This is a genomic window from Pseudomonas sp. A-RE-19, assembly GCF_019956555.1.
GTDB lineage: Bacteria > Pseudomonadota > Gammaproteobacteria > Pseudomonadales > Pseudomonadaceae > Aquipseudomonas.
The window spans coordinates 1-24,032 of record NZ_JAHBDQ010000044.1; the positions used below are offsets into that span (position 1 = coordinate 1).

The 24,032-nt window shown below is 55.6% G+C and carries 21 protein-coding genes and 1 pseudogene; 11 read left to right on the plus strand and 11 right to left on the minus strand.

Annotation, left to right across the window (positions count from 1 at the left end):
- A partial coding sequence (locus KGB14_RS21670; protein ID WP_223488734.1) for an ATP-dependent metallopeptidase FtsH/Yme1/Tma family protein occupies positions 1-388 on the minus strand: 388 nt, incomplete at its 3' end.
- A 244-nt stretch (positions 389-632) separates the two neighbouring features.
- Here KGB14_RS21670 and KGB14_RS21675 point away from each other — a divergent pair.
- Both KGB14_RS21675 and KGB14_RS21680 read left to right on the plus strand, forming a co-directional pair.
- The gene (locus tag KGB14_RS21675) at positions 633-1,550 is read left to right on the plus strand and encodes a universal stress protein (RefSeq protein ID WP_223488735.1); all 918 of its coding nucleotides are present in this window, start codon (positions 633-635) and stop codon (positions 1,548-1,550) included.
- 112 nt (positions 1,551-1,662) lie between these two features.
- Positions 1,663-1,839 (plus strand): annotated as a pseudogene (locus KGB14_RS21680) (Hsp20/alpha crystallin family protein); the annotation flags it as partial.
- Here the strand turns inward: KGB14_RS21680 and KGB14_RS21685 are convergent.
- A complete protein-coding gene (locus KGB14_RS21685) occupies positions 1,839-2,735 on the minus strand; it encodes a DMT family transporter (RefSeq protein ID WP_223488736.1) in 897 nt (298 codons plus the stop codon). The pseudogene KGB14_RS21680 and the gene KGB14_RS21685 sit on opposite strands and share 1 nt — an antisense overlap.
- Positions 2,736-2,822: 87 nt before the next feature.
- On the opposite strand from KGB14_RS21685, the gene KGB14_RS21690 reads away from it, so the two are divergent.
- From KGB14_RS21690 to mqo, 4 genes are all read left to right on the plus strand, one after another.
- Positions 2,823-4,154: a PLP-dependent aminotransferase family protein gene (locus KGB14_RS21690; RefSeq protein ID WP_223488737.1), complete on the plus strand. Its 1,332-nt coding sequence runs from the start codon at positions 2,823-2,825 to the stop codon at positions 4,152-4,154.
- 248 nt (positions 4,155-4,402) lie between these two features.
- A complete protein-coding gene (locus KGB14_RS21695; RefSeq protein ID WP_223488738.1) occupies positions 4,403-4,972 on the plus strand; it encodes a YceI family protein in 570 nt (189 codons plus the stop codon).
- 60 nt (positions 4,973-5,032) lie between these two features.
- On the plus strand, positions 5,033-5,722 hold the full coding sequence (locus tag KGB14_RS21700) for a GNAT family N-acetyltransferase (RefSeq protein ID WP_223488739.1): 690 nt from the start codon (positions 5,033-5,035) through the stop codon (positions 5,720-5,722).
- A 337-nt stretch (positions 5,723-6,059) separates the two neighbouring features.
- On the plus strand, positions 6,060-7,706 hold the full coding sequence (gene mqo, locus KGB14_RS21705) for a malate dehydrogenase (quinone) (protein ID WP_223488740.1): 1,647 nt from the start codon (positions 6,060-6,062) through the stop codon (positions 7,704-7,706).
- Between the two features lie 165 nt (positions 7,707-7,871).
- Here the strand turns inward: mqo and KGB14_RS21710 are convergent, their stop codons facing one another.
- The 7 genes from KGB14_RS21710 to KGB14_RS21740 form a co-directional block, all read right to left on the minus strand.
- Positions 7,872-8,495, minus strand: a complete 624-nt coding sequence (locus tag KGB14_RS21710) for a hypothetical protein (RefSeq protein WP_223488741.1) — start codon at positions 8,493-8,495, stop codon at positions 7,872-7,874.
- Positions 8,496-8,503: 8 nt separating this feature from the next.
- Entirely contained in the window at positions 8,504-9,397 is an 894-nt protein-coding gene (locus tag KGB14_RS21715; RefSeq protein ID WP_223488742.1) for a glycine zipper family protein, read from the minus strand.
- Positions 9,394-9,924 carry a PAAR domain-containing protein gene (locus tag KGB14_RS21720; RefSeq protein ID WP_223488952.1) on the minus strand — a complete coding sequence of 177 codons (531 nt, stop codon included), beginning with the start codon at positions 9,922-9,924 and terminating at the stop codon, positions 9,394-9,396. The genes KGB14_RS21715 and KGB14_RS21720 overlap by 4 nt, the downstream gene beginning before the upstream one ends.
- A 226-nt stretch (positions 9,925-10,150) precedes the next feature.
- Entirely contained in the window at positions 10,151-10,519 is a 369-nt protein-coding gene (locus KGB14_RS21725) for a DUF6124 family protein (protein WP_223488743.1), read from the minus strand.
- 716 nt (positions 10,520-11,235) lie between these two features.
- Positions 11,236-12,219, minus strand: coding sequence for a restriction endonuclease (locus KGB14_RS21730; protein WP_223488744.1), 984 nt, complete (start codon positions 12,217-12,219; stop codon positions 11,236-11,238).
- Positions 12,220-12,350: 131 nt separating this feature from the next.
- Complete coding sequence (locus tag KGB14_RS21735) at positions 12,351-13,199, minus strand: hypothetical protein (protein ID WP_223488745.1); 849 nt, start codon at positions 13,197-13,199, stop codon at positions 12,351-12,353.
- A gap of 336 nt (positions 13,200-13,535) precedes the next feature.
- On the minus strand, positions 13,536-15,944 hold the full coding sequence (locus KGB14_RS21740; protein WP_223488746.1) for an AAA family ATPase: 2,409 nt from the start codon (positions 15,942-15,944) through the stop codon (positions 13,536-13,538).
- Between the two features lie 260 nt (positions 15,945-16,204).
- Here KGB14_RS21740 and KGB14_RS21745 point away from each other — a divergent pair, with 260 nt between their 5' ends.
- Positions 16,205-16,774 carry a DJ-1/PfpI family protein gene (locus KGB14_RS21745; RefSeq protein ID WP_223488747.1) on the plus strand — a complete coding sequence of 190 codons (570 nt, stop codon included), beginning with the start codon at positions 16,205-16,207 and terminating at the stop codon, positions 16,772-16,774.
- Positions 16,775-16,983: 209 nt separating this feature from the next.
- On the opposite strand, the gene KGB14_RS21750 is transcribed toward KGB14_RS21745, so the two are convergent.
- A complete protein-coding gene (locus KGB14_RS21750; protein ID WP_223488748.1) occupies positions 16,984-18,573 on the minus strand; it encodes a winged helix-turn-helix domain-containing tetratricopeptide repeat protein in 1,590 nt (529 codons plus the stop codon).
- Positions 18,574-18,828: 255 nt separating this feature from the next.
- On the opposite strand from KGB14_RS21750, the gene KGB14_RS21755 reads away from it, so the two are divergent.
- The 4 genes from KGB14_RS21755 to KGB14_RS21770 all read left to right on the plus strand — a co-directional run bounded on the left by KGB14_RS21755 (position 18,829) and on the right by KGB14_RS21770 (position 22,873).
- Entirely contained in the window at positions 18,829-19,590 is a 762-nt protein-coding gene (locus KGB14_RS21755; RefSeq protein ID WP_223488749.1) for an SDR family oxidoreductase, read from the plus strand.
- Between the two features lie 82 nt (positions 19,591-19,672).
- Positions 19,673-20,086, plus strand: coding sequence for a cupin domain-containing protein (locus KGB14_RS21760; RefSeq protein ID WP_223488750.1), 414 nt, complete (start codon positions 19,673-19,675; stop codon positions 20,084-20,086).
- A 97-nt stretch (positions 20,087-20,183) separates the two neighbouring features.
- A complete protein-coding gene (locus KGB14_RS21765) occupies positions 20,184-21,281 on the plus strand; it encodes an HlyD family secretion protein (protein ID WP_223488751.1) in 1,098 nt (365 codons plus the stop codon).
- Positions 21,278-22,873, plus strand: coding sequence for a DHA2 family efflux MFS transporter permease subunit (locus KGB14_RS21770; protein ID WP_223488752.1), 1,596 nt, complete (start codon positions 21,278-21,280; stop codon positions 22,871-22,873). Before KGB14_RS21765 ends, KGB14_RS21770 begins: the two co-directional genes overlap by 4 nt.
- Positions 22,874-22,929: 56 nt before the next feature.
- Here KGB14_RS21770 and KGB14_RS21775 read toward each other — a convergent pair whose 3' ends face one another.
- Positions 22,930-23,940, minus strand: a complete 1,011-nt coding sequence (locus KGB14_RS21775) for an aldo/keto reductase (RefSeq protein WP_223488753.1) — start codon at positions 23,938-23,940, stop codon at positions 22,930-22,932.
- Positions 23,941-24,032: the final 92 nt, after the last annotated feature.

Genomic DNA, 24,032 nt, shown 5'->3' on the forward strand with positions numbered 1-24,032 from the left:
GTTTGTCCGTCATCCCGCGAAACAGGAAATGCCAGAACACCATGATCAGGATAAACGGCAGCAGCCAGCCCAGCAGGCTGTTCATAAAAGTGTTTTCGTTGATTCCGGTAAACCCGACGCCCGATTGCGAGAGTTCGGTCGCCAGCGCCGGATCGACCCGCACCGTGGAAAACCGGTCGCGTCCGTCGATGGGCGCTTGCAACTTGCCGCTGATCTGGTCCTTTTCGACCCGCAAATCACTGACCTTTTGCTCGTTCAGCAATTGCAGGAATTGGCTGTAGGGGAGGGGCTGCACGGCATGGCGATCGACAAAGAACAGCTGTACCAGACTCAGCACGATAAAAGCGATCGCGAAGTAAGACAGGTTCCACTGGTCGTTCTTTTTCATGGCCTTGGCTCAGAGTGGGAACGCGGGGTCGTTTACAACGGGCCGCGTTGTTCTACGCCCGGGCGATGAAAAATCATTGAGTGATATCAACAATGTTTCGGTGGGCCAGCGGCCGACCCCTTCAATAAAGATAGCCTGCCTTTTAGTTGATAAAGATCAGAGCGACCGCTGAATAACGCCAGATACTTGCGCAATGGACATACCAGTCGGCAGATGAAGTGTTTTCGGGACGAGGAGGGTGAGGGTGAAAATTCAACGTTTACTATTGATTGCCCCGACCGAGATGACCCACACGCCGGCTTTCGATCGGGCGCGGGCCCTGGCCCGTGCAACCGGTGCAATGCTGCACATCGTCGCTTTCGATTATGTTCAGGCACTGGCCATGGCCGGTCTGTTTGATCACGACGCAATGGCCCAGGCGCGGGAAGGTTACTTGCAGGTGCATCGTCACTGGCTGGAGCAGCAAGCCCGGCTTCAACGATGCGAGGGGTTGCAGGTGACCACTGAAGTGGTCTGGGCCAGACCGAGCCTGGCCAATCTGCTTGAGTACGTGAATGACTTCCATGCGGACCTGGTGATCAAGGACACACACCGCGTGCCGGCACTCGACCGAGCGTTCCATCGGCCCCTGGACTGGTTGTTGCTGCGTGATTGTCCGGCCCCCTTGCACCTGGTCACCGATGCCGCAAACCCCACACCGTTGAACATCCTCGCCGCCATCGATCTGTCTCATCTGGAGGCGCTGACCGAAGGGCTCAATGACCGGATTCTCGACCTGGCCTCGACGCTGGCTGAATCCTGTGGCGCCATGTTGCACCTGCTCAACGTCGACGGCTGGTCGGAGTTGGGAGAAACCGCAGTGAACGTACCCACCGCGACACTGAAGCGCAGTTTGAGAGACGCGGTCAGCGATGCTCAATTGGAGGCATTTGAGGTGCTTGCCGACCGCTACGGGATCGAGAAACAACAGCGACATCTGCTACCTGGCATCCCCCCTGAGGTGATCGCGCGTTTTGCACAAAAACAGGCCTTCGACATGGTGGTACTGGGGACCACGTACCATCACGGGGTCGGTATTTTCATCGGCAGTACGGCCGAAAGTGTGTTGAACCGCGCGCCGTGCAGTTTGACGATCATCAAGCCATTGCCGCGGGCTAACTGACCTTCTGCCGGGTGCCCTCGCGACAATAAAAAGCCCCTGGCCGGCTTCCCGGCCAGGGGCATTTTGTTTTTCGAAGGACTGTCTCGGCGATTCAACTGGATTTGATTTGCCCAAAGAAGAAAAAAGAAAGGGCTATCACCTGTCAGAGCGGCACTATGGCTCCTTCCAGCGGGCATTCAGCCTGCCCAAAGGCGTCGACGCCGACAAGATCGAAGCGAGCTTCAGCAAAGGTGTGCTGAGTATCTCGCTGCCGAAGAAGCCCGAAGCCATGAATGCGGACAAAAAGGTCTATTTCGAGAATTTTCTGGCTCCGACCACACAAAAAATCACTGCGACGGTCACGCCCAGCATGCCAAGGCTGACCTGCTCGTGCAGCAACGTGGCCGCCAGCGCCAGGCCAAAAAACGGCTGCAGCAGCTGAAGCTGGCCGACGGCGGCAATCCCGCCCTGAGCAAGCCCTCGGTACCAGAACACGAAGCCGATCAGCATGCTGAACAGCGAGACGTAAGCCAGGCTGAACCACGCGGGCGGGGTGATCCCCGAGAGCGAAGGCGGGGCCAGGAACCAGGTCAGCGGGACCATGACGGGCAATGACAGCACCAAGGCCCAGGAAATCACCTGCCAACCTCCCAGTGTTCGTGAAAGCTTCGCGCCTTCTGCATAACCCAGTCCGCAGGCGAGGATGGCCAGCAACATCAGAATGTCCCCCGCAGGAGACGCGGTCAGGCCCTGGGAGATGGCAAACCCCACCACCAGCAGGCTCCCCAACACCGAGAAAAACCAGAAAACCGGCCGCGGACGCTCGCCCCCACGCCAGACCCCGAACACCGCCGTGGCGAGTGGCAACAGGCCAACGAAGACGATGGAATGCGCCGACGTCACGTATTGCAGCGCCAGGGCCGTCAGCAGCGGAAACCCTAATACAACGCCCATGGCCACGATGGCCAGCGAGGGAAGCTGATGCCTGGCTGGCCGTTTTTCGTTGAACAGCACCAGTATGCACAGCGCCAGAATGGCGGCGATGCTGGCCCGGGCAACCGTCAGGAAGACCGGGTCAAATTCCAGAACGGCCACCCGTGTCGCGGGCAGCGAGCCACTGAAAATGAGTACGCCGATGAACCCGTTGAGCCAGCCGCTCGCGGTCTTTTCCGTGGTGTGGTGTTGCAGGTTCGATGCGCGTTCCATTGAGGATCCCCTTGTGCAGGTTGCATGGGAGGCATCGTATGGACGAAACTCAATACAATCAAAATATTGTCATGGATACACTTGCGCATGCCTCGTTCTCGGTACAAATCACTGGTGGATGAATTTGCGGCGGATATCCGCTCAGGACGACTGTTGCCGGGCACGCGCTTGCCGACTCATCGCCAGTTGGCGGCAACGAACGGCCTGGCCCTGGTGACGGCAAGCCGGGTCTATGCGGAGCTCGAAGCCATGGGCCTGGTCAGCGGGGAGACCGGGCGGGGGACGTTCGTCAGGGAGACTTCGTGGTCGCCAGATCAGGGTATCGACCAGCATGACGTTGCCGCTGGCATGACAGACCTGAACTTCAACTATCCAGCGCTTCCAGGGCAGGCAGAACTGTTGCGAAATGCATTGCGCCAGCTCGCATCGGCCGGCGATCTGGAATCGCTGCTGCGCTATCAGCCACACGCGGGGCGCTTGCATGAACGCGCGGCTGTGGCGCGCCATCTGCGTGTGCGGGGGCTGACGGTTGAGGCTGCGCAAGTGCTGATCGTCAACGGTGCCCAGCAAGGGCTGGCCGTGACGATGATGGCGCTGTTGCAACCCGGTGACGTGATTGCAGCGGATGCGCTGACCTATTCAGGGTTCAAGGTCCTGGCCGACTCGCTGCACCTTGAAATAGTGCCCATCCCCGTGTTCGATCACGGGCCTGATCTGGAGGCGCTGGAAAGCCTGTGTCGGCATAGACGCGTGCGGGCCGTGTACACGATGCCGACCCTGCACAATCCGCTGGGATGGGTGATGAGTGCCGATCAACGCGAGCATCTGGTGACGATTGCGCGCCGGCATGGGCTGCTGATCATTGAGGACGCCGCTTACGCCTTCCTGGCGGAAAATCCCCCCGCGCCGCTGGCGGTACTCGCCCCCGAGAGGACGGTTTACGTGTCAGGGCTCTCCAAGAGTGTGGCCACCGGATTGCGCGTAGGCTTCGTCGTCGCCCCCCTGCAAAACGTGCCTGCGCTTGCGCGCACCATCAGAGCAACCACCTGGAACACCCCGGGCGTGATGACGGCGATCGCCAGCACATGGCTCGACGACGGCACCGTCATGCAACTGGAAGCGCAAAAGCGCCGGGACGCGCAGGCCAGGCAAGCCGTGGCCGCTGAGGCACTGGCGGGGCTGCGCTGCATTCGCCATCCATCGTCGTACTTTCTTTGGCTGCCCTTGTCTGAAGACGCAAGGGCCGACCAGATCGCCCTGGCGCTGATGCGCGAAAACGTGTCGGTTTCCACCGCTGAACCGTTTGCCACCTCGGCCAACGTCCCGCATGCGTTTCGCCTGGCGCTGGGCTCGGTGGAGATGGGCGCACTGAGGGAGGCGCTGGAAAAAGTGAAGTGGATGATTGGGGCTTATTCGTAGCCAGACAGTTAAGCGTGGGCTGCCCCCAAAAGATCGCAGCCTGCGGCAGCTCCTACGCCGATCGGGTACACCCGTGGAGTCCAGGTCGTACGCAAATCTGTAGGCGCTGCCGCAGGCTGCGATCTTTTGGGACCACCACGCAATAAACCGGGTGACGTTCCCGGCGAAGCTGTCGAAACGCGCTGGAATAAATAGCCGTTCTTTGCTTAAGTCCAGCTATCATTCGTGCCCCTGAGCGGAGAATCTCCATGACCCCTCGATTCCCGCGTTTCGCCGCATGGCTCACCATCCTCATGGTCGGCACCTTGCCCTGCGCCCACGCCGTCGAATACAACCAGGTGAACACCACCGCCAGCAAGATCTCGTTCACCTATAACCAGTTCGGCTCCCGGGCGTACGGCACGTTCGGCAAGTTCGACGCCACGCTCGATTTCGACACAGCCAACCCCACCGCGGCCCACGCCAAGCTGACCATCGACCTCGTCAGCATCGACGCCGGGGGCAGCGACGCCAACACCGAGCTGCAAAAGCCAGCCTGGTTCAACACGGCGGACTATCCGGTGGCGACCTTTGAATCGACCGGGGTCAAAGCACTGGGCAACCGCCGTTACTTGATCACCGGCAAACTCACGCTCAGGGGGATGACTCGGGAGTTGCAGGTGAAGGTGCAGTTGAAGCCGGAGCGCGCCATCGGGATTTTCGATGGCGACATCATTGTTAAACGCAGTGACTTCAAGATCGGAGAAGGGGAGTGGGGTGACACGGTTGTCTCCAACGACATCAACATCCGCTTCCGCATCGTCGCGCCCGAGCGGTGATTTTCCTGTTAGGGGCTCGATCTGTGACAATAGCGGGCTTAACCCGGAGTCAGAAACTCAATGCCCCAGCTCACCCACTTTGCCACCCCGTGCCCGGAGCCCATCAATAGCCAGATCCTGCAGATGGTCGTCGACAATTTAACCGACATCAGCATGGTGGGCATCGCGCCGAGCAACCCGTTGTACAACGTCTATCAATACACGGTGGGCTACGAGGTTCATCTCTACCTCGAAGCGCTCGGCGGCACCAAAGGCATTGCTGTCGAACTGATCGTTGCAACGGATGACGAGGACCCCGAGACGGTCATCGGCTTTCTGCTGTACCTGCCGGTCAAGGACGATCCCCAGGCGTGCGGCGTGGCGTATATGGCGGTGCACGCCAGCCACCGGCGGCGGGGCGTCGCCCGTGCGATGCTGCAAGACATGCTCGGTCGCTATCCACATGCCGAACTGACCTGCACCGTCGCCAAGGTGCCGTGGTTCGAATCGATGGGCTTTCAAGTGTTGGGCGTGCGCGGCACTCAAGTGCTGATGAACACCCGTGACCACGGCACCGAAGGCTTGATGGGCTTGCTGGACGTCGCATCGATCTACAGTTCTTTGGAGGTGCGGCAGATACATACCTATCTGCTGCAAAAACACGGCAAGCGGGCAATGATCGATGCAGAGAAGCAACGCGACCGGCATCTCGACCAGATGACGCGCAACGCCAAGGCGTTTGTGCTGGAACGTTTGAGCAAGACGCCGTGAGGGCCTCGTCCCGTCCAGACTGTTGAGTCATTTCGGGCAGGCAGGCTGGTCGAGGCGTGATATTCTGCGCGCCAACTTGGTTTGACTTATTCAGTTTGTACGTCCACAGACGTACCGACAGAATCAATGTCGCTCAAAGTAGCTGAGCCAATAATGATAAGAAGTCAGTGCACGAGGGACATATAACTGAGGTCGATGGAGACACGTCGGCCTTGTGTGCCCACCTTCAAATTCTCGTAAATGCAGGAACCCACGGCACGCTGCCTGCGTACCCGTACACTTGGGTTGCTCATGATTGAGGATTGGGGGCGGATGGCGTTTATCATAGGTGCAACAGATGTTTAAGAAACTGAACACAGCCCTGCTGGGGCTGGCTTTGTCGATGGGGATCACGTCCGCCTACGCGGAAGAGACAAAGAAAGTCGATGTGCTGCTCGTTGGCGGCGGCATCATGAGTGCAACACTTGGTGTGTGGCTCAATGAGCTGGAACCCGACTTGTCGATGGAAATGGTCGAGCGCCTCGACGGCGTCGCCCTGGAAAGCTCCAACGGCTGGAACAACGCCGGTACCGGTCACTCCGCCCTGGCCGAGTTGAACTACACCCCGGAAGACGATAAGGGCAACGTCCAGATCGCCAAAGCCGTTGAAATCAACGAAGCCTTCCAGATCTCCCGTCAGTTCTGGGCCTGGCAAGTTCAGCAAGGCGTGCTGAAGAACCCGCGTTCGTTCATCAACTCCACTCCGCACATGAGCTTTGTGTGGGGCGATGACAACATCAAGTTCCTGAAGAAGCGCTACGAAGCCCTGCAAGCAAGCCCGCTGTTCGCCGGCATGCAGTACTCTGAAGACCCGGCTGTGATCAAGAAGTGGGTTCCGCTGATGATGGAAGGGCGTGACCCGAACCAGAAAGTCGCGGCCACCTGGAGCCAGCTCGGCAACGATATGAACTTTGGCGAGATCACCCGCCAGTTCGTCGCGCACCTGCAAACCACGCCGAAGTTCGACTTGAAACTGTCTAGCGAAGTGCAAGACATCACCAAGAACGCAGACGGCAGCTGGCGCGTAAGCTACAAAAACCTGAAAGACGGCACCAAAACCGAAACCGACGCCAAGTTCGTCTTCATCGGCGCGGGCGGCGGTGCGCTGCACCTGCTGCAGAAGTCCGGCATTCCTGAAGCCAAGGAATACGCAGGCTTCCCGGTGGGCGGCTCGTTCCTGGTAACCGATAACCCGACCATTGCCGAGCAACACCTGGCCAAGGCCTACGGCAAAGCCTCCGTTGGCGCACCGCCGATGTCGGTTCCTCACCTGGACACCCGCGTGCTGGACGGCAAGCGCGTCATCCTGTTTGGCCCATTCGCGACCTTCAGCACCAAGTTCCTGAAAGAAGGCTCGTACCTGGACCTGCTGACCACCACGACCACGCACAACGTGTGGCCAATGACCAAGGTCGGCATCAAGGAATACCCGCTGGTCGAGTACCTTGCAGGCCAACTGATGCTGTCTGACGAAGACCGCATGAACGCCCTGAAAGAATACTTCCCGAACGCCAAAGCCGAAGACTGGCGCCTGTGGCAAGCCGGCCAACGCGTGCAAATCATCAAGCGTGATGAAGCGGCCGGTGGCGTGCTGAAACTGGGTACCGAGATCGTTGCTTCGCAAGACGGCACTATTGCTGGTCTGCTGGGCGCATCGCCAGGTGCTTCGACCGCTGCGCCGATCATGCTGACCGTGCTGCAGAAAGTGTTCAAGGACAAGGTTGCAACGCCTGCCTGGCAGGAAAAGCTGCACCAGATCGTGCCGAGCTATGGCACTCAGCTGAACAGCGATCCTGCGAAAGTGGCTGAAGAGTGGGCTTACACCGCCAAGGTGCTGGAGCTGACTCCGCCGCCGGTGATTGGTCAGGTGGCGGCTCCGGCTGCTGCTCCGGCTGCTCCGGCTAAGGCGCCGAAGGCTAATGCTGCGACGGATATGGCTTTGTAAGTAGAAGCGTAATTGGAAAGCCCACTGGACCGGTGACGGTCAGTGGGCTTTTTTGTGGGCGGGATTCAGTGCAGATGATTCGCGAAAGTCGCCAAAAGGAGATGCTTTTGTGGCGAGGGAGCTTGCTCCCGTTGGGCTGCGAAGCAGCCCCAGAAAGGTAACGGATCACTCAACGTCGTACATCAATTCCAAGCTTTTTATCCATTCATTCGTCGCGTTGAATTTTGCGTAATAAACGTCCCTTTCTGCTCCGCTTAAATTAGTAAAAAACGGGGCGAAGTAATTGTCGTTGTAATAGCCCTGAGCGCCTTGCATATCGCCTGACCACCAAGAAGGGTTGTATCCCTCGAAAACAATCCATGGAGGAGGCACGGAGAATTTTTCGCGAGCAATAATGGCCAAGAAATCAACGCTATTAGTGACCAGTCGTACAGTCACAGAATTGAATTCTCTGGTAGATATGAAAAACACCAAGTGCTCAGTTTTTTGAGTGTTTACATACTGTTTTACGGGTAATTCGTTGAACGTTTTTTCAGTCGCATACGTGAAGTTGTCTTCGACGAGCGTCAAAAATTTACGAGTATCTTCGTGGCCGATTAAAAATGGAGAGTAGTAGGCTGGAATGCCTATGTCCTCCAAAGACGTGTTTTGCGGATAGGCGGGTAGGGGGGGATCAATGCTTAATAAAGACTTAGTAAAGATCGACTTCAGTTCTGGTATGGAATATCCGACGATTTGTTCTTTCGGTTCCTGCTTTATGAAGGCTTTGATACGACTAAAAATGCTCATGATCTGTCTCAGTCCTGTAGGTATTCGGTGAGCCAACTGGCCCCCAAATAACCTGCGGTGCCGAAAATAATCCCTCCGATAGCTCCACTAACGATTGCTCCGGGACCCGTTTCAATGCCAACCGCAGCACCCGCGACGACACCTATCCTTGCTCCAGCAATAGCAGCGCCCCAACCACCAGCCTGCTTGACCACCTCAATAGAAATAGGTTTGATGCTCTTTTGCTTGATTGACTCGTCTGCAGCCAATTTTAAATCATATGCGGTGAAGCCAATGGCAAATACTCTGACCACTCTCGCACCTTTGATGAGTACGTTTGTGGCTTTGTACGAGCCAGGTGTAAAAATTGCTTTAGGAGGTATTTTGTCTGCTTGAACCAATACCTCTTTATCGATGTTTTTTACCCATTCCGCAATTTGATCGATCTTGGCCACGTTTTTAGGCGCGACTTTTTTATATTCTTCCAAGGACTTTAAGATTTCTTCGGTGCTAACCAGTTTTGCCCCTGCAGCCTTGGCTTTCGCAACATCGATGTAAACGGCCTTTCCTTCAAAACGTGGCGAGCCATCAGGGAAGATAGAACTGGTTGATACGTAGCTGGATGGATATTTCCTGCTGCTAAAAACATGTTCGGCTACGGTGGCGTTTGATTTCGGGTCAACAGGGATCATGCCGAATTTTTCTGGCCAGATTTCATGTTTGATTTGAAAATCTGGGAGATTCTTTGCAATCAGGTGGGGGTTGTCCGGAGATGCATAAATTTTTCTGACCAGAAAACCATCTTTACCAATTTCCTCGACCACAACAAACATATGGATGTTGGCAGGCATTGGATAGCCAGACACATTGCTTACCGAGCCGGCTTGCTGATTCGTCGGAACCTTACAAGAGAACTCGGTCATGCCTCACTCCATTTTTCAAGTGCTGCAACGCCTGTTGTGATTTCCAGTGTCTCCTGTTTTTTGGTAGTGATTCGTAGCGTATGTCCTGACTCGTCAGAAAAACCGGTGTAAACCTGACCGGCTTCATCTTTGATGTGATAGGGAACATGGGCGAGTGGTTGGCCGTCGCTTCCGAGAATACGGAACTGCTCATTGAATGGCTGCAGCCATAGCGGCATCGGTGAAGGCGGAGTGAATTCTGCGGGGGTGTGGGTGTTGCCGATGATCACCGTACCGGAGCCGCTCACCACGTTATTGCCATGGGCCCCGATGCTGCCCACCGTTGCGGCGGGTTTGCCGTTGATAAGAACGGTAGAGGCGACCTCTCCGACAATGGGACTGCCACACGCACTTTTGTCGTCTTGGCGAGCGGCAGCCAAGCCGTCGAAGAAAACATCGGGGGAGCCAGCGGCGATGGGGTTAACCCCGTGGCCGGGAAGCGGACAGCTAGTTGGGTCCGTGATTCGGGCAGCAGGTTTGCCAGCCATTTTGAACATCCTTGTAAAACGAATAGCCGACGATTGTTGCACAAAGAATCTGCTGACAGCCATGGCGAATAACCGCTCTTGCTCTAGAACCCCAGTGCACTAGGCGGCAAGCGCGTCATCCGGTTTGGCCCGTTCGCGACCTTCAGCACCAAGTGATACGACCCTTCGCGTTGCAACTATCAAAGCCCTTTACCGAGGGCAAGCCTCTCGGTAAAGGGCTGAGTGATTACTTAGGTGGAACGAAGTTATCCAGCATTCGATTCACCGCCAGTTCCCCCAGCATAATGACCTGCTGAAGCGCCAGCAGGGTATTGCGCTGGGGGCCCTCCACCAATGCAGCAATGTCGCTGGCCATGACACTGGCCGAGGCCAGGTTCTCACACGTTTGAACCAGCAAGGCTTCTTGGTCGACATCCGGGGCAACCATGTACATGGTGCTGGGTTTGCGTGGGGTGTTGTTCATGATCGCTGCCGGATTGAGATAGAAATCGAGGGCGCGCTCGGCGGCTTCGTGGAATTTTTTTGAATCGTCAGATTCGTACGGGGATGCCGGATCGGTGTCCGGTTCCGGTGGATTGGGTGTCACTTTGAACATAGATGAAACTCCCACTTAGAATAAATAAGAGCCATCACCCTCGCTACCAAACGAAGGGTGGTGGCCATACGCGGGTTGGTAGACCGGTCTAAGTAGGAAACCCGGCGCTCACAATGGAGCCCCACGCATGACCACCATATAAAGCTGAGCCCCAAAAAAGGGACTGCATAAGGTGTCGTCATGCGACTACTTAAAGGCGGGCTACCAAACCCGATCACTGTTTTTCAGTGACAGGGAAACGATATAGCCCGCCCCACAGCCGCACAAGCCAGCGGATTCTGGCGCACGCGTAGGCAACGACGCAAGGCGTTGTAGCCGTTAGGACGTAACAGTGGGTGTCTTTAAACACGCATCGTTAAACGTGTGAACACTTTCAAAAAAACGAGGAAACGTCTGACATTTTTAGGGTTGTGTTGCGGCGCAGCCGCATTCTGCCGCCCGCTTGAAATCCTGCCGGGTGTGCAAGCGGTGACGTGGTGTTTTTGAATTGAGGTTTTGGTAGGCGATGTCGGATCGGTCACCGGCGAATGGGTATGACTCTGAACGCTACGTCGGTCCTTTGGAATGGAACCGTGCAGGGTTGAAACAGGTGTAAACCTCTTTCAGGACTATACAAAATAAGAAAATAAATCCGTCCCCTTTTTTCCTGTCTGCTTTCGGCCAATTTGCAGTCAGTCGGTGGTCAGAGGCTACTCAACCCATGATACGGCCATTTACTAGAACGGTATGTCGTCGAATGGAGTTACTACCGTCCGAAGAGGCAGCGCATTCTTTGGTAACGGCAGATTCGTAACAATGAACAGGTCGAGGATGTCATGCCTGTCCATAAACATGATTTGAGAGCGCTTCGTGGCATCCAGCTTGTTGCCTAGCCAGTTTCTTGCCTGCTTTGTTATTTCGCCGCCTGCAACGATGAATGCGTGGTCAACCAGCACTCGCCGATTCAGTTCCGAGTCGAAAATTTCATGTCCGAGCATCATGTTCACTTGATTGTGAATTTCGGCGACGTTTGCTGAACCAGGCTTGCCGGCACCTGCTGAGTCCAGCTTGCCCTTTTTAGCTTGGATACCGAAGTAGAGAACATGGAGGGTTGGCAAGGTGTATTTCATCCACACGTCCTTGCCGTACTCCAACGCCTTGTCTCTATGACCTGTTGCCGTGATGCGATGAAAGCCAAGCTGACGGAAAAGCGGCAGCAGCACCTCCTCGATCAGTTCATCTTCGGAGCACTTGTCAAGATAGGTGGTGAGTTGCTCTCGACGCTCAACCTCCGCAGGAGTCAGCGGACGATGCGGGTTCGCCATCTGCGCAATGGTGTTCGTGGCATTGTGGCGCAACTGGCCGATACCGCGCTCGTCGTAGAATGCTTCCCAACCTTCGCGCACCAGCACGGCATTAAGCACAGCAAGTGCTTTGCTCCTGTCCGGATCACCTTCTTGCTCTTCGCTCTTGTCGAGGGTTGCACGGATGATCCGAATGAAAGCATCGGGCGGAACCGAAGGGCTGGGATGCGGTAGAGCCAACACCTCCTCAAGCCTGTTCGCAACCCATGACCAACGGGTCGACCCGTCGTGGGCGTAATCTAGGTCACAGTCTTGAAAGAACTCAGTGATGTAACTGCTTGAACGATACCGAAAGTGCTCAGCGTCGCCACATACGATATGGGCCAGTTCTCTGAGATTCCTGCTCTTCCATTTCATCTTCGTTCCTAGGCTTAGCTACTAATTTTCTATTGGGTTATCCACGGGCAGGAAGCGACCCACAGCGGACGGTGGTGCGTCTAGCAAACCTAGGGGGATACACCGCGCAGTTGTCTCAGATGAATTCTTGATCAACCTGTAATCCATCCTAGGCACCATTGTGATTCGCCTTGCTGCATCTCGGCGTCCATCATGAATAGCCAGTCTTTGCTAATTGGCATTCCTGCTCGGTTGCTAGAATTGACCCTGACCTTGTATGAGGCTGATGGAACCCCTTTTACGACCCGTGGCTTCAAATCCCATGCCGGTAGAATTTCGTAACTTCTCACTGCGAAAAGATCAGTAGCGAGAACCCTGCTGGCTTTGCAGAAATTCACACTCAATGCACCGCCGCGCACCGCACCATCTAAAAACTCTTCAAGCGCAACCTTTGCTTCCTTTTGGGGAAGGGAGATACCATTCATGGCAGGTGCAGGTGGTGCTACTGGTGCGGGAGCAGCCTGTATTACTACTGCGGCTTTCGCTGCAACTGGTGCGGTTGGCACAGTCGCAATATCATTCGGCGTAGTCAATTTTGCGTTGGAAACCTGTGTAGGTTTTAGGCCATTGCAATTGTTGAACAGCGCATCGCATTTGTAAGTACTGGCTGCTGCTAGTGTGTAATAGGTTTTTGCTGCATCTGGATAGCCAAGCTTTTCTGCTGACTGAGCGAGATAGTAATAGGTAAGGTCAGAGCCATAGCCAATTTCCATCACTTTGTCAGCTAACATTTTCCAGCTTTTCAGCTCATAGAAAGCAGCGGCTTCTTTTAGATTCGCACCCCAGCGGCCTGAACACATGGTTTCGCATTCCAGGCGAATCTTGCCAGTTTCAAAATGCTCTTGCGTGTTAGCGCTTGAGGTTCCGCCTGTGTTCGTAGGGCCAGCCGCAGAGCATCCCGCAAGGATGAGAGCGGTCAAAATCAGTTCATCCTTACGCATTTTTCCTCCTATTTCCTATCGCGGCGGTATGTCGGATAACGCTCCTTTTCATCCTATAAATCCTTGTTATTCCACACGGTGTTCACTTGGAACGCGACCGTTCGAGGAGAAATACGACATGGACGACAAGCCTAGGCTGCTCTCCATTCGGCAGCAGACCAAGTTTAGCTACTAATTTGCCATTAGTTTGTCCGCCGACTGCTTTTGGCGGACGCTCGCCCAGTTGCATTCGGCTAATGGCAGTCACTCTTGACTGCTTGAAAACCTGAATCTGTGTGGGACAGACTCGCTCTCGGTAGGCCACTACCGTTGAAGTGAAGCGTAATCAAACACAAATTACTTTTGTATATTTTTACGCAACGTAGATCTAACAATTTCTTGACCTCCAAGTTTTTCCGCAGAAGGACAAAAAATTTCATCTTGATCCAGTAAATAAGACAAGAAATGATTTATAAGATCGAGCCAAGCATTCTGATAGAACTTGCCGTTGATAATAGTTCTCATGGTGTTATAGGTCTCTCCGATTCTCATAGGAGTGGATAATCCAACATATTCAAAATAGGTAGCATCATCTGTGCCCAATTCGATATGCATCAGACCGGAAGGAGTGATTCGTATCCTCGTTGATTCATTCAATTCGTCGCTAGTCGGATCATAGGCCTCTATCAAGCGATACTTAAACAATTGTTCCAATTGTGCCATTGTGGTTTTTTTTGATATTCCGATAGGCTCTAAGAAAGAGCTCAAGGAAAACGCATCAATATATTTTGCCTCCGAGTCGTCAGTATGTGAAGATTTTTGTTTCAATGCTTGTAAAATTGAAAGCTTTGCTAGCGGAGTGCTGACCTGCTCAGGCTCGATAGTATAAATATTTAAAACGAACGAATTTTCTGGCTGAGAGAAGTAGGTGTAGTCAGCTAGAAAAATAGCCTTTTTTACCTTGGAGGATGGGATTCTAATGCGACTAGACTGAGAGAGATACGTCTTAACTAAGTCATCAATCACAATGTGTGGAGAAGTTAACGTGCGTCTTGTAAGTTCAAGAGTGCGACGAATGTCGTGATTGCACAACGACCCAATTAGCCTAGAAATATAATCCGTCTCTACAAAAATAGTTTCTATACATGCAGCAAACGCGTTTATATCCTGCACACTTACTCGAATTCCTTTCGACAAAAAATACTGCTCTTGAGGATTTTCAAGCGCGACGTTAATTTTCTCCTGAAGAAACGTTAGGCGCTTCTGTAATATCTCCTTTGTTACAGGTGTCGGCAAATAAAAAGCTTTATAGTGATAGGATTGAAATGGTCCGCTTTTAGAAAGTTGCCAGATAGTCCTATCAGTAACAGGGCAAATAACAAAGCACGGTTTTATTTCTCTAAAAAGTGACTGGGCGTATTGAAAGACCGACTCTTGAAACTCTTTTGAGTAATGATCTGCATTATCAAAAATCAAACAAGGCATCTTTTGCCTGCCGCCAACAGCATGCCACAACAACGCTGACAAATACTTATCATGCTCATTAAGTCTTTGATTTTGTATAAATTTACCGAACTCTATTTTAAAAGCAGTTTTGTCGGAGTCGTACAAAAACTTCATTTCCCCCAAATACCATCTTCTGTACTCTCTAAAAAAAACTCCCTGAAGATCCTCGTACGTTAATTCATTATCAAATAGAGCCTTTTCGGCCAGTTTAGAGAGCTGACTGTCGAGCCATTCAACTATTCCTGTTATGTTTCCCGAAGAAGAGCGCAAGTCGATTCGCAGTACTAAGCATCGGCTTCTTGTTTCTGGGTCCAACGTAGATCGAAAAAACCTATCTATGTAAGTTGACTTGCCTGCACCTTTGTTTCCGATAATTAGCGCGAACTCACCTTTTTCACGTGCAACTGCATCTCTAATGTCTGCGATCAATCCATGTGTATGACTGGCTTCAATGTAATCAATTTGGTCAATAATATTCTTGGCAATTTTTTGCAAGCTAAGATCCGTCTCCTTACTTTCCTTGCTTTCTACGAAACAATTAATCAGCATTTCAGGGTCATCATCGCCAGACATAGAACTAAAAAAGCTGGTGAATATTTTATCAATGTCTCTCGACAGTGGAGATTTGCTCATCATTGTTGGTTGCGATGAATCCCTAATACTATATAGGCTCTCGGACCTATGAACGGAAATACCCTCGCTATCATTCAAGTATATTTTGTAGAGTTCTTTTAAAACGCCTTCATAAGAAAATACCTCATAAAATTTTGAGAAATCATTTTTAACTGCATTCAGTGATGGGAATGCAACAATTTTATATTCGGTTTTTCTCCGTCCATCTCCCCTTATGCACCAATGACCGATCCATTCGTGACCATTTGTGATTGCACAGAACTGTACACCCACGTCAAGGCAATAACCTTCTGTTTGTTTCAGAGCGGAGGTGGCAGTTTTAGCAACAGGGCCGTCATATTTATAATAATTATGCTTGTCAGAGATAGTATCTAGAAGAGTTTCGCTATATCGTTTCGCTTCTACGACCATCTTATTCTTGCCCGCTACTGACAAGAGATAATCCATTCTGCCTTCGCCTGCATGCAATTCAGTTGCAATACCAACCCTTGGCCAAAACAGAACCTCTGTTAAAACTCGATCTATCAACTGAAAACGTGCATCCTGCTCGGATTCGATTAGTTCTTTGTTTTGAACAGCAAACTCTTTGATTATCTCAAATGCTAGATAAGCTTCGTCAGTACGCATCGGATGTCGTCCATGTTTTTTTTTGAGCATAGCTCGTATATCGACTAACGTTTCGAGGTTCTGGCTGCGATGGTATAAATCGAACAGGTCTTTGTCGCCGAAAGGGTGGTTGCTTCTGACCGATTTCTCCCTGTGCTGACAGATAGCTTTGGGTTGATAGCTGCCTGTCACGACGACCGTCAGAAAGCGACCCAAAGCAGCCCTTGATGTCTGTTTGTTGTCGCCATATGTTATTGGCAATTCATGGAGGATTCTGACTGATGGCACGCGTGGGTTTGATACTGACACCCGGTTTTGCGGACTGGGAATATGCTTTCATTGCTGGAACTGGGTCCCCGTTTTACGGGATCGACGTCAGATTTTTCGCTTCTGCTACGGGGCAGTTCCGCTCGCAGGGGGGACTGGCTGTAACTGTGGATAGCAACTTGCAACAATGTCTGGACTGGAAACCGGACGTTGTTGTCGTCATTGGAGGAATGGTCTGGGAACGTGCAGAAGCACCGGATATTCGAGACTTTCTTCATGCTAGTCGTTCAAGTGGAGCGACAATTGCTGGTATCTGTGGGGGAACGCTGGCACTTGCGAGGGCCGGGCTTCTCGACACGGTTCCTCATACCTCGAACAGTGCTGATTTCTTACAACAGAATGTCGTAGGTTATGAAGGGCGCACGCTTTATCGAAACAGTCCAGTAGCTGTGATTGCAGACCGCATCATAACCGCCCCAGGCCCTGCGCCTGTTAGCTTCACCTGCGCAGTGTTCGAAGCTGCCGGGCTATCTTCAGAGATCATTTCTCAATTCAGGTCAATGTTGGCAGCGGAACACGGGTGAATCGGGTATTGGATCAGGTCGATCCGCAGGAGTAGGTGAGGGCGTTGTTTCAGCGTGATGTGTAGTAAGAAGCTCTGTCCCATTCAGGTGGGGCGGGGCTTTTTTGTTTTCAGATCGAAAGATCAAAAGATCGCAGCCTTCGGCAGCTCCTACGGTAGGGAATTCCTGCATTGGTTTTAGCAAGCAATCCGCAGTTCACCGAGCCGCAGTCACTCAGGCAACCCAGCCAGCCGTAGTCCATCGGCGAACCGCGCAAGATCCTCAGGGCGTTGGATTGGCAGCCAGTCCTTCAGGTTAGAAACGCGCAAAGACGGATCCAGCTCATGCAAACGCTGCATCGCCTGCTTTGCTTTGTCCATGCGTCCGCTGAGTGCATGACTGGCCGCGATCAGGGCAACCGATGCCAGGAGGCAGGGCAGGTTACCCAGCGCTTTTTCCGCCCAGTCAGCAGCGGCGTCGAAGCGCCCGGCGACGAAGTGCGCGAGCGCCATTCCGACCTGCATCCTGAACATTTCCGGATCCAGCGGGCTCAAGCGAACGGCATGGGTCAGATGCTCGATGGCGGCGTCTGTTTCACCGCGCAGTGCGCGCAGGATGCCGCCCAGGAACCAGGCGGGGGCGAGGTTGGGGTTGAGCAGGCGTGCCCTGTCGAGCAGGGCAATGCCGCCATCGACATCGCCGGCGAGATGGGCAAGTGCATGTCCGCCTCGGGTCAGCGCCACGGCATCATCCCGGCCGAGCTCTACCGCCAGACGCGCGAGTCGTGCGCCCTCGGCGATTTCTCGAGGCCGATCGGTCATCCAGCCATTCAACTTGCGCCAGAAGTGGCACCAGGCTGCCATGCCGTAGGCCGATGCAAATTCCGGATCGAGCTCGATGGCCTTGTAGAACAATGGCAGCGCTTCCTCGATGGCGTCGCGGGTGCCGTTGTGCAGTTTCGGCATTCCGCGCAGGTAGTAGTCGTAAGCGTCCAGGCTTTCCGTTGGTTTGCGCTTGGCGCGCTCGATTTCGGCCCGTTCCAGCTGCGGCGCTATGGCGCCGACGACGCTTTCGGCGATTTGATCCTGCAGCTCGAAGATGTCGTGGAGCATGCCTTCGAAGCGCTCGGCCCAGATATGCATCCCGGTCGTCGCGTCGATCAGCTGCCCGGTGATGCGTACCTTGTTCCCGGACTTGCGCACGCTACCTTCCAGCACGTAGCGCACGCCGAGTGTCTGGCCGACGCCCTGGACGTCCACGTCCCGACCCTTGTAGGTGAAGCTTGAGTTGTGTGCGATGACGAACAGCCAGCGGATACGCGACAGGGCGGTGATGATGTCCTCGACCATGCCGTCGGCGAAATATTCCTGCTCTGGATCGCCGCTCAGGTTGTGGAAAGGCAGGACGGTAATGGAGGGTTTGTCCGGGAGGACGAGGGGGGGCGGAGGCGTTTGCTTCAGGTCCACGGGCGTGGGTTCTGCGATGTCAGGCTGTCGCGTTTCCCCGTCCTCATCCATCGTGATCTCGCCGACGAAGCGGTAGCCCTTACGGGGGATCGTGCGCACCAGGCGCTGCTCCTCGCCGGTATCGCCGATGGCCTTGCGCACCGCATTGATGTGGCTGGTGATCGTCGATTCCGAGACGATCCGACCGCTCCACACGGCCTTGAGCAGGTCGTCCTTGCTCATGACGCGATCGCGGTTGCTGACGAGTTGCAGCAATAGATCGAAGACCTGCGGCCCGACCGTCACGACTTGCCCGCGCAAGGTCAGTTCCCGGCGCTGCTGATCGAGCACGTAGTCTTCAAACACGAATGGCAAGGTGAGAGTCCCCTGGTCGAGCGCCCCCGACTCCGTGTCCGAGCTGGCAATTGATAAGTGGTATCGAATAATACGACAGCGTGTAACCCGCTGCACCGTCCAAAAGGGATGCCAGTCGCACACGGTTTCTTTGGACGAAAAACCAAGCTTCCCTCAAGGCAAATCCAAGGCCGGTACAAGGACTTCCCTGACGCGCGCTGGCACTCTCGATCTACATCGACGGCAATGGTTGCCGTCCAGAAGCGGAGAGAAACCATGAAGATCGTCGTCATTGGAGGCACCGGCCTCATCGGATCGAAACTTGTGAATAACCTCCGCGAGCGCGGCCATGACGTGCTCGCAGCCGCCCCCAGCACGGGCGTGAACAGCATCACCCGCGAGGGCCTGGCCCAGGCGATGGACGGCACCGATATTGTCGTCGACGTGGCGAACGCGCCTTCGTGGGAAGACCAGGCCGTTCTCGATTTCTTCGAAACGTCGAGCCGTAACCTGCTGGCTGCCGAAGCGGCCGCGGGCGTTCGCCATCACGTTGCCCTGTCGATCGTCGGCAGTGAACGGCTGCCCGAGAATGGCTATTTCCGGGCCAAGGTCGCGCAGGAAAACCTCATCAAAGCGTCCGGCATTCCTTACACCATCCTGCGTGCCACACAGTTCTTCGAGTTTGTCGGCGGCATTGCGCAGGCGGCCACCGTCGGCGAGGAGATTTGCGTGTCGCCGGCGCTGATCCAGCCGATGGCGTCCGACGACGTGGCGGCGGCGCTCACCGATGTCACGTTGGCCGCGCCGGTCAATGGCACGGTGGAAGTCGCCGGTCCCGAGGCCATGCCACTCGACGAACTGGTCAGGCGCTTCCTGCGGGCCACTCAGGACACGCGCAAGGTCGTGCCGGATGTGCACGCGCGCTACTTCGGTTCGGAGCTCGACGATCAATCGCTGACGCCCGGCAAGAACCCGCGCCTGGGCGCAATCCGCTTCGAGGACTGGCTCGGTCGGTCGACGGCCCAGGCCGGGCGCTGAGGCTACCCAAGACACATCAGGAAAGCGTCGGCCTGGTAACGGGCCGCGCGCTCACAACACCTACACACTAAGGAGCATTGCCATGTTTACCCGATATCTCTTGGCCGCCGCCTTTGCCGTGCTGTCGATCAGCGCAGCGTCGGCCGCCGAGCCGCCCGCAGGCAAGGTGACGGTCGTATTCGACCGCCCAATTCCCAACATCCCTGGCAAGAGCATGAAGGGCGTGGTGGTCGAGTACGGGCCGGGCGCCGCGTCGCCGGCTCACACCCATCCGAAAACGGCCTTCATTTATGCAACGGTCCTGGAGGGCTCGTTTCGCATCAAAGTCAAAGGCCAGCCGGAAAAGGTCTACAACGTCGGCGAAAACTTCGTAGAGGAGCCGGGCTCCGTGCACGAAGTCAGCGCCAACGCCAGCGACACACAACCCGCACGCCTGTTGGCCGTGTTTGTCCTCGACACCGACGAAAAGGTGCTCGTTACACCCATCAAAAAGTGAGCCGATCAACGCGCTCATGAATGCTCGACAGCCCGGCGGCAGGCCAACTACCGCCCGTGGCTGCTGTAGTCCCAGGCATTGAACAGGAAATGAGAACATGAACGCGCTTCAGGACAAGGCCGCCATTGCCACCGGCGCAAGCGTCGAGATCCCTGTCGTGGTGGCGCGGCAAAGCAAGAGAAAGATGATCGGTATCCTGCTGTGCATCGGTGCCGGGGTGGTCTTGGCTGGCGGATGGTTCGTGGCGTTTTCGAGCGGTGTGACCTCCACCGATAACGCTTATGTGCGTGGCGACCTCACCTCGCTCGCCGCCAAGGTTTCTGGCTATGTCACGGCGGTAGAAGTGGAGGACAACCAGAGCGTCCGGGCGGGTGACGTGCTGTTCCGGATTGACGATCGTGACTATCGCGCACGGCTTGCGCAGGCAGTGGCCAATGTCAGCGCTGCCGAGGCTCGCCTGACCCATGTCGATGCCGAAACCCAGCTTCAGCATGCCCTGATTCGACAGGCCGAAGCCCAGCGACGCTCGGCCGCCGCGCAGATGAATCTGGCGACCAAGACCGATGACCGCAGCCGCAAGCTTATCGTCAGCAATGCAGTCAGCCAGGCCCTCGTCGATGAAACCGGCACGGCCCGCTCCAGAGCCGAAGCGACGGTATCGGCCGCTGCGGCAACGGTCGAGGCTCAACAGCAAGGCATCGCCGTCCTTGTGGCCCAGCGAGAAGCTGCCGTTGCTGCTGTGGCGCAGGCACAGGCCGCGCGCGATCTCGCCCAGATCGATCTCGACAGCACCGTGGTACACGCGCCTGTTGATGGCGTGATCGGTAACCGTCAGGTCCGCGTCGGCCGGTTCGTTACGCCGGGGGGCGCGTTGCTCGATATCGTGCCGGTCAATGATGTGTGGGTCGTGGCGAATTTCAAGGAAACCCAGCTCGAGAATATCCGGCCCGGTCAGCGGGCGCGCATCACGGTCGACGGCTACCCCAACAGGACACTTGAAGGCGTGGTCGACAGCTTTGCACCGGGGAGTGGATCGGCGTTCAGCTTGCTCCCCACCGACAACGCAACAGGGAACTTTGTGCGTGTCGTGCAGCGGGTTCCGGTAAAGATCCGGCTTGCCCACAACCCTCTGCCGGGCCGCATCGTGCCGGGCCTGTCCGCGCGTGTCGAGGTTGCGCAAGGGGGCGGCTCATGAACCCGGTTGCCAGCGCCACGCGCAGCAATGCCGGCGCTACGACCGGTGTCCTGCTCATGGCGGGCATCGTGCTTGCCACGCTGACGGAAGCGATCGCCAGCACCGTTCTGTCGCTCGGACGCAGCGACATCATTGGCGATACCTACGCAACGCCTGATGAGTTTGCCTGGTTGGATATCGGCTACATCGCGCTCAAGCTGATCGGGTTCATGACCGCCCCTTGGCTGATGAACCGTTTCGCTGCGCGTCATGTGATCATCAGCTCAACCCTGATCATGGGCCTGGCGTGCGGCATTGCCGCCGTCACCGCTCGGCTGGATCTGCTGGTTGCACTTCGGGTTATTCAGGGCTTCGCCGGTGGCACCCTGTTGGTCGGGGGGCAGGCGATCATATTTCGCGCTTATCCGCGGTCCCGTCAGCCAATCCTCCAGGCCCTGTTTGCCATGGGCTCCGTTGTCGCGCCCGCGACACTCGCCCCCGCGCTTCAAGGGTGGTTGATCGATAGCCAATCCTGGACATGGATCTTCTTCAGCGTTGTCCCGATTGCCTTGGCAGCTTCCGGACTTATGCTGATCGCAGACGGCCCAATGCCCGCCAAGGTCCGGCACCGTCCGTTTGACTGGATCGGCTTCTCGCTGATCTCTACCAGCCTGTTCTGTTTCACCTACGTTCTCAGCCAGGGCAGTCGATGGGACTGGTTCGAGGAGCCTCGCATCCTGTGGCTAACCGTGATCGGTGCAGCTGCTTTGCTGGCTTTTTTCGGCCAACAAGTGTTGGCCAAAGGGCAGGGGATGCTCGACTTCACTCTGTTCAAATCGAGCGATTTTTGCTTCGCTTTTATCGTCAGTTTTGTCGCCGGCGCCGCCTTGTTCGGCAGCGCGTTCCTGATTCCGGCGTTCGCTCTGTCGGTCCTCGGGTTCACGCCGACCGATGCCGGTCAGCTGCTGTTGCCCAGTGGAGCTTTTTTTGTCGGCGCGCTGCTCATATCTGCTTGGCTCATGCAGGCCCGCCGCGTTGCGCCGTTCGCCACCGTGCCCGTTGGAATCCTGATGATCATGGTGGCGATGTGGATGCTGTCCGGTTCGACCAGCGAAAGCGGCGCGGACGACATGATGGCAGCCATCCTGTTGCGCGGTCTGGGGCTTGGCTTCCTGTTTCTATCGATCACGCTGATTGCTTTCAGCCACCTCAACAGCCGGAACCTCGCGTGCGGAATAGGCCTTTTCAATACGGGTCGCCAGCTAGGGGGCCTAATTGGGGTCGCAGGGCTCCAGACACTGATCGACCATAACGTCGTCACCAATACCGTGGTCCTCGGCGCCAACGTCACCCCGGGAGGGGCCGCGGTCATCGAACGGATTGCGACCACGACAGCCATGCTGAGCGCGAAAGGAATGGATGCAGTGGCCGCTGGCCGGGCAGCGACGAGCCTTCTGGGCCGGCTAGTGACCACTCAGTCCACGGTGATTGCTTTCGACACAGCGTTTATCGCCGTGGCCCTGCTTTTTGTAATCGCCGCGCCCGTGCTGGTCGGCATCAAGGTTGGTTTCTCGCGATACGAGAAAGCGCGCGCTTCGCGACCCGTAGCGTGAGACAGCTCACCTGCAAGCGATGGCGATGGAGGAGAGTACTCGGCCCCCTCCGGGTGTCAGGCGGCGGCGCCAGGAACATTTGTTCCCGTGCCCGACGGCAGGAACGGTCGAATTTCGTCGATTTCCGCAGCGCTAAGGCGCAACGCCGAGGCTGCAATCAGCCCGTCTACTTGTGCTGGGCGGCGGGCTCCGACAATGGCGCCCGTCACTACCGGTTGGCGAAGTACCCAGGCGATAGCGACCGCCGCAGCACTCACCCCGTGCCTTTCTCCAATGCGTGCCATGACGTCAACCAATGTCAGGTTCGCACTCAAACGGGGCTCTTGGAAATCAGCACTTCGGGCCTTGCGCCAATCGTCTTCGGGCAGTTGCGAGATGCGTTCACGCGTCATGCTGCCGGACAGTAGCCCCGATTGAAGTGTGGAATAGGCAAGGACACCCAACCCGGCCTGCTCACAGAATGGCAGGACGTCTTTCTCGATGTCCCGCATCAAGGCGGAGTACGGCGGCTGGAGCGATACGATCTCTGTCACCGCCTGTGCCCGCTTGAGTTGAGCGACATCGAAATTCGATACACCGATAGCGCGAATTTTTCCTTGATCGCGCGCAGCTGCCAAAGCCGAAAGCGCCATTTCAATACCTTCACTGCTTGCGTCGGCAGGAAAGGCAGGCCAGTGGATCTGATACAGATCGATCGTCTCGACTTGAAGCCTGCGCAAGCTTGCGTCGATCTCGGCGAGCAAGGATTGGGGGGCCAGGGAGTGCGAAATCTCCTTCGTGAGCGGATCCCAGACCAAGCTGCCTTTGGTGAACACCAAAGGACGCCGCGAGACCGGCACCCGATGCAGCAATTGCCCCACTAATTGCTCCGCATGGCCCAAGCCATAAACCGCAGCGGTATCAATCCAGTTCATGCCGCGTTCGATGGCATATTCAAGTGCGCCCAGGCTGTCCTTGTCATCCTGCGCTCCCCAACTGTACTCCCAGCCGGTGCCGGCGATTGCCCACGTCCCCAGGCCAATAGGCGAAATCAGAAAATCCGATGATCCAAGACGATTCTGTTGCATAGCGATCTCTCCACAAATGATGTGAGAAGTATCCGGGAGAGATCTGATGACGATAAGATGGGTAATCGTATTTGAACTACTGAACAACATTC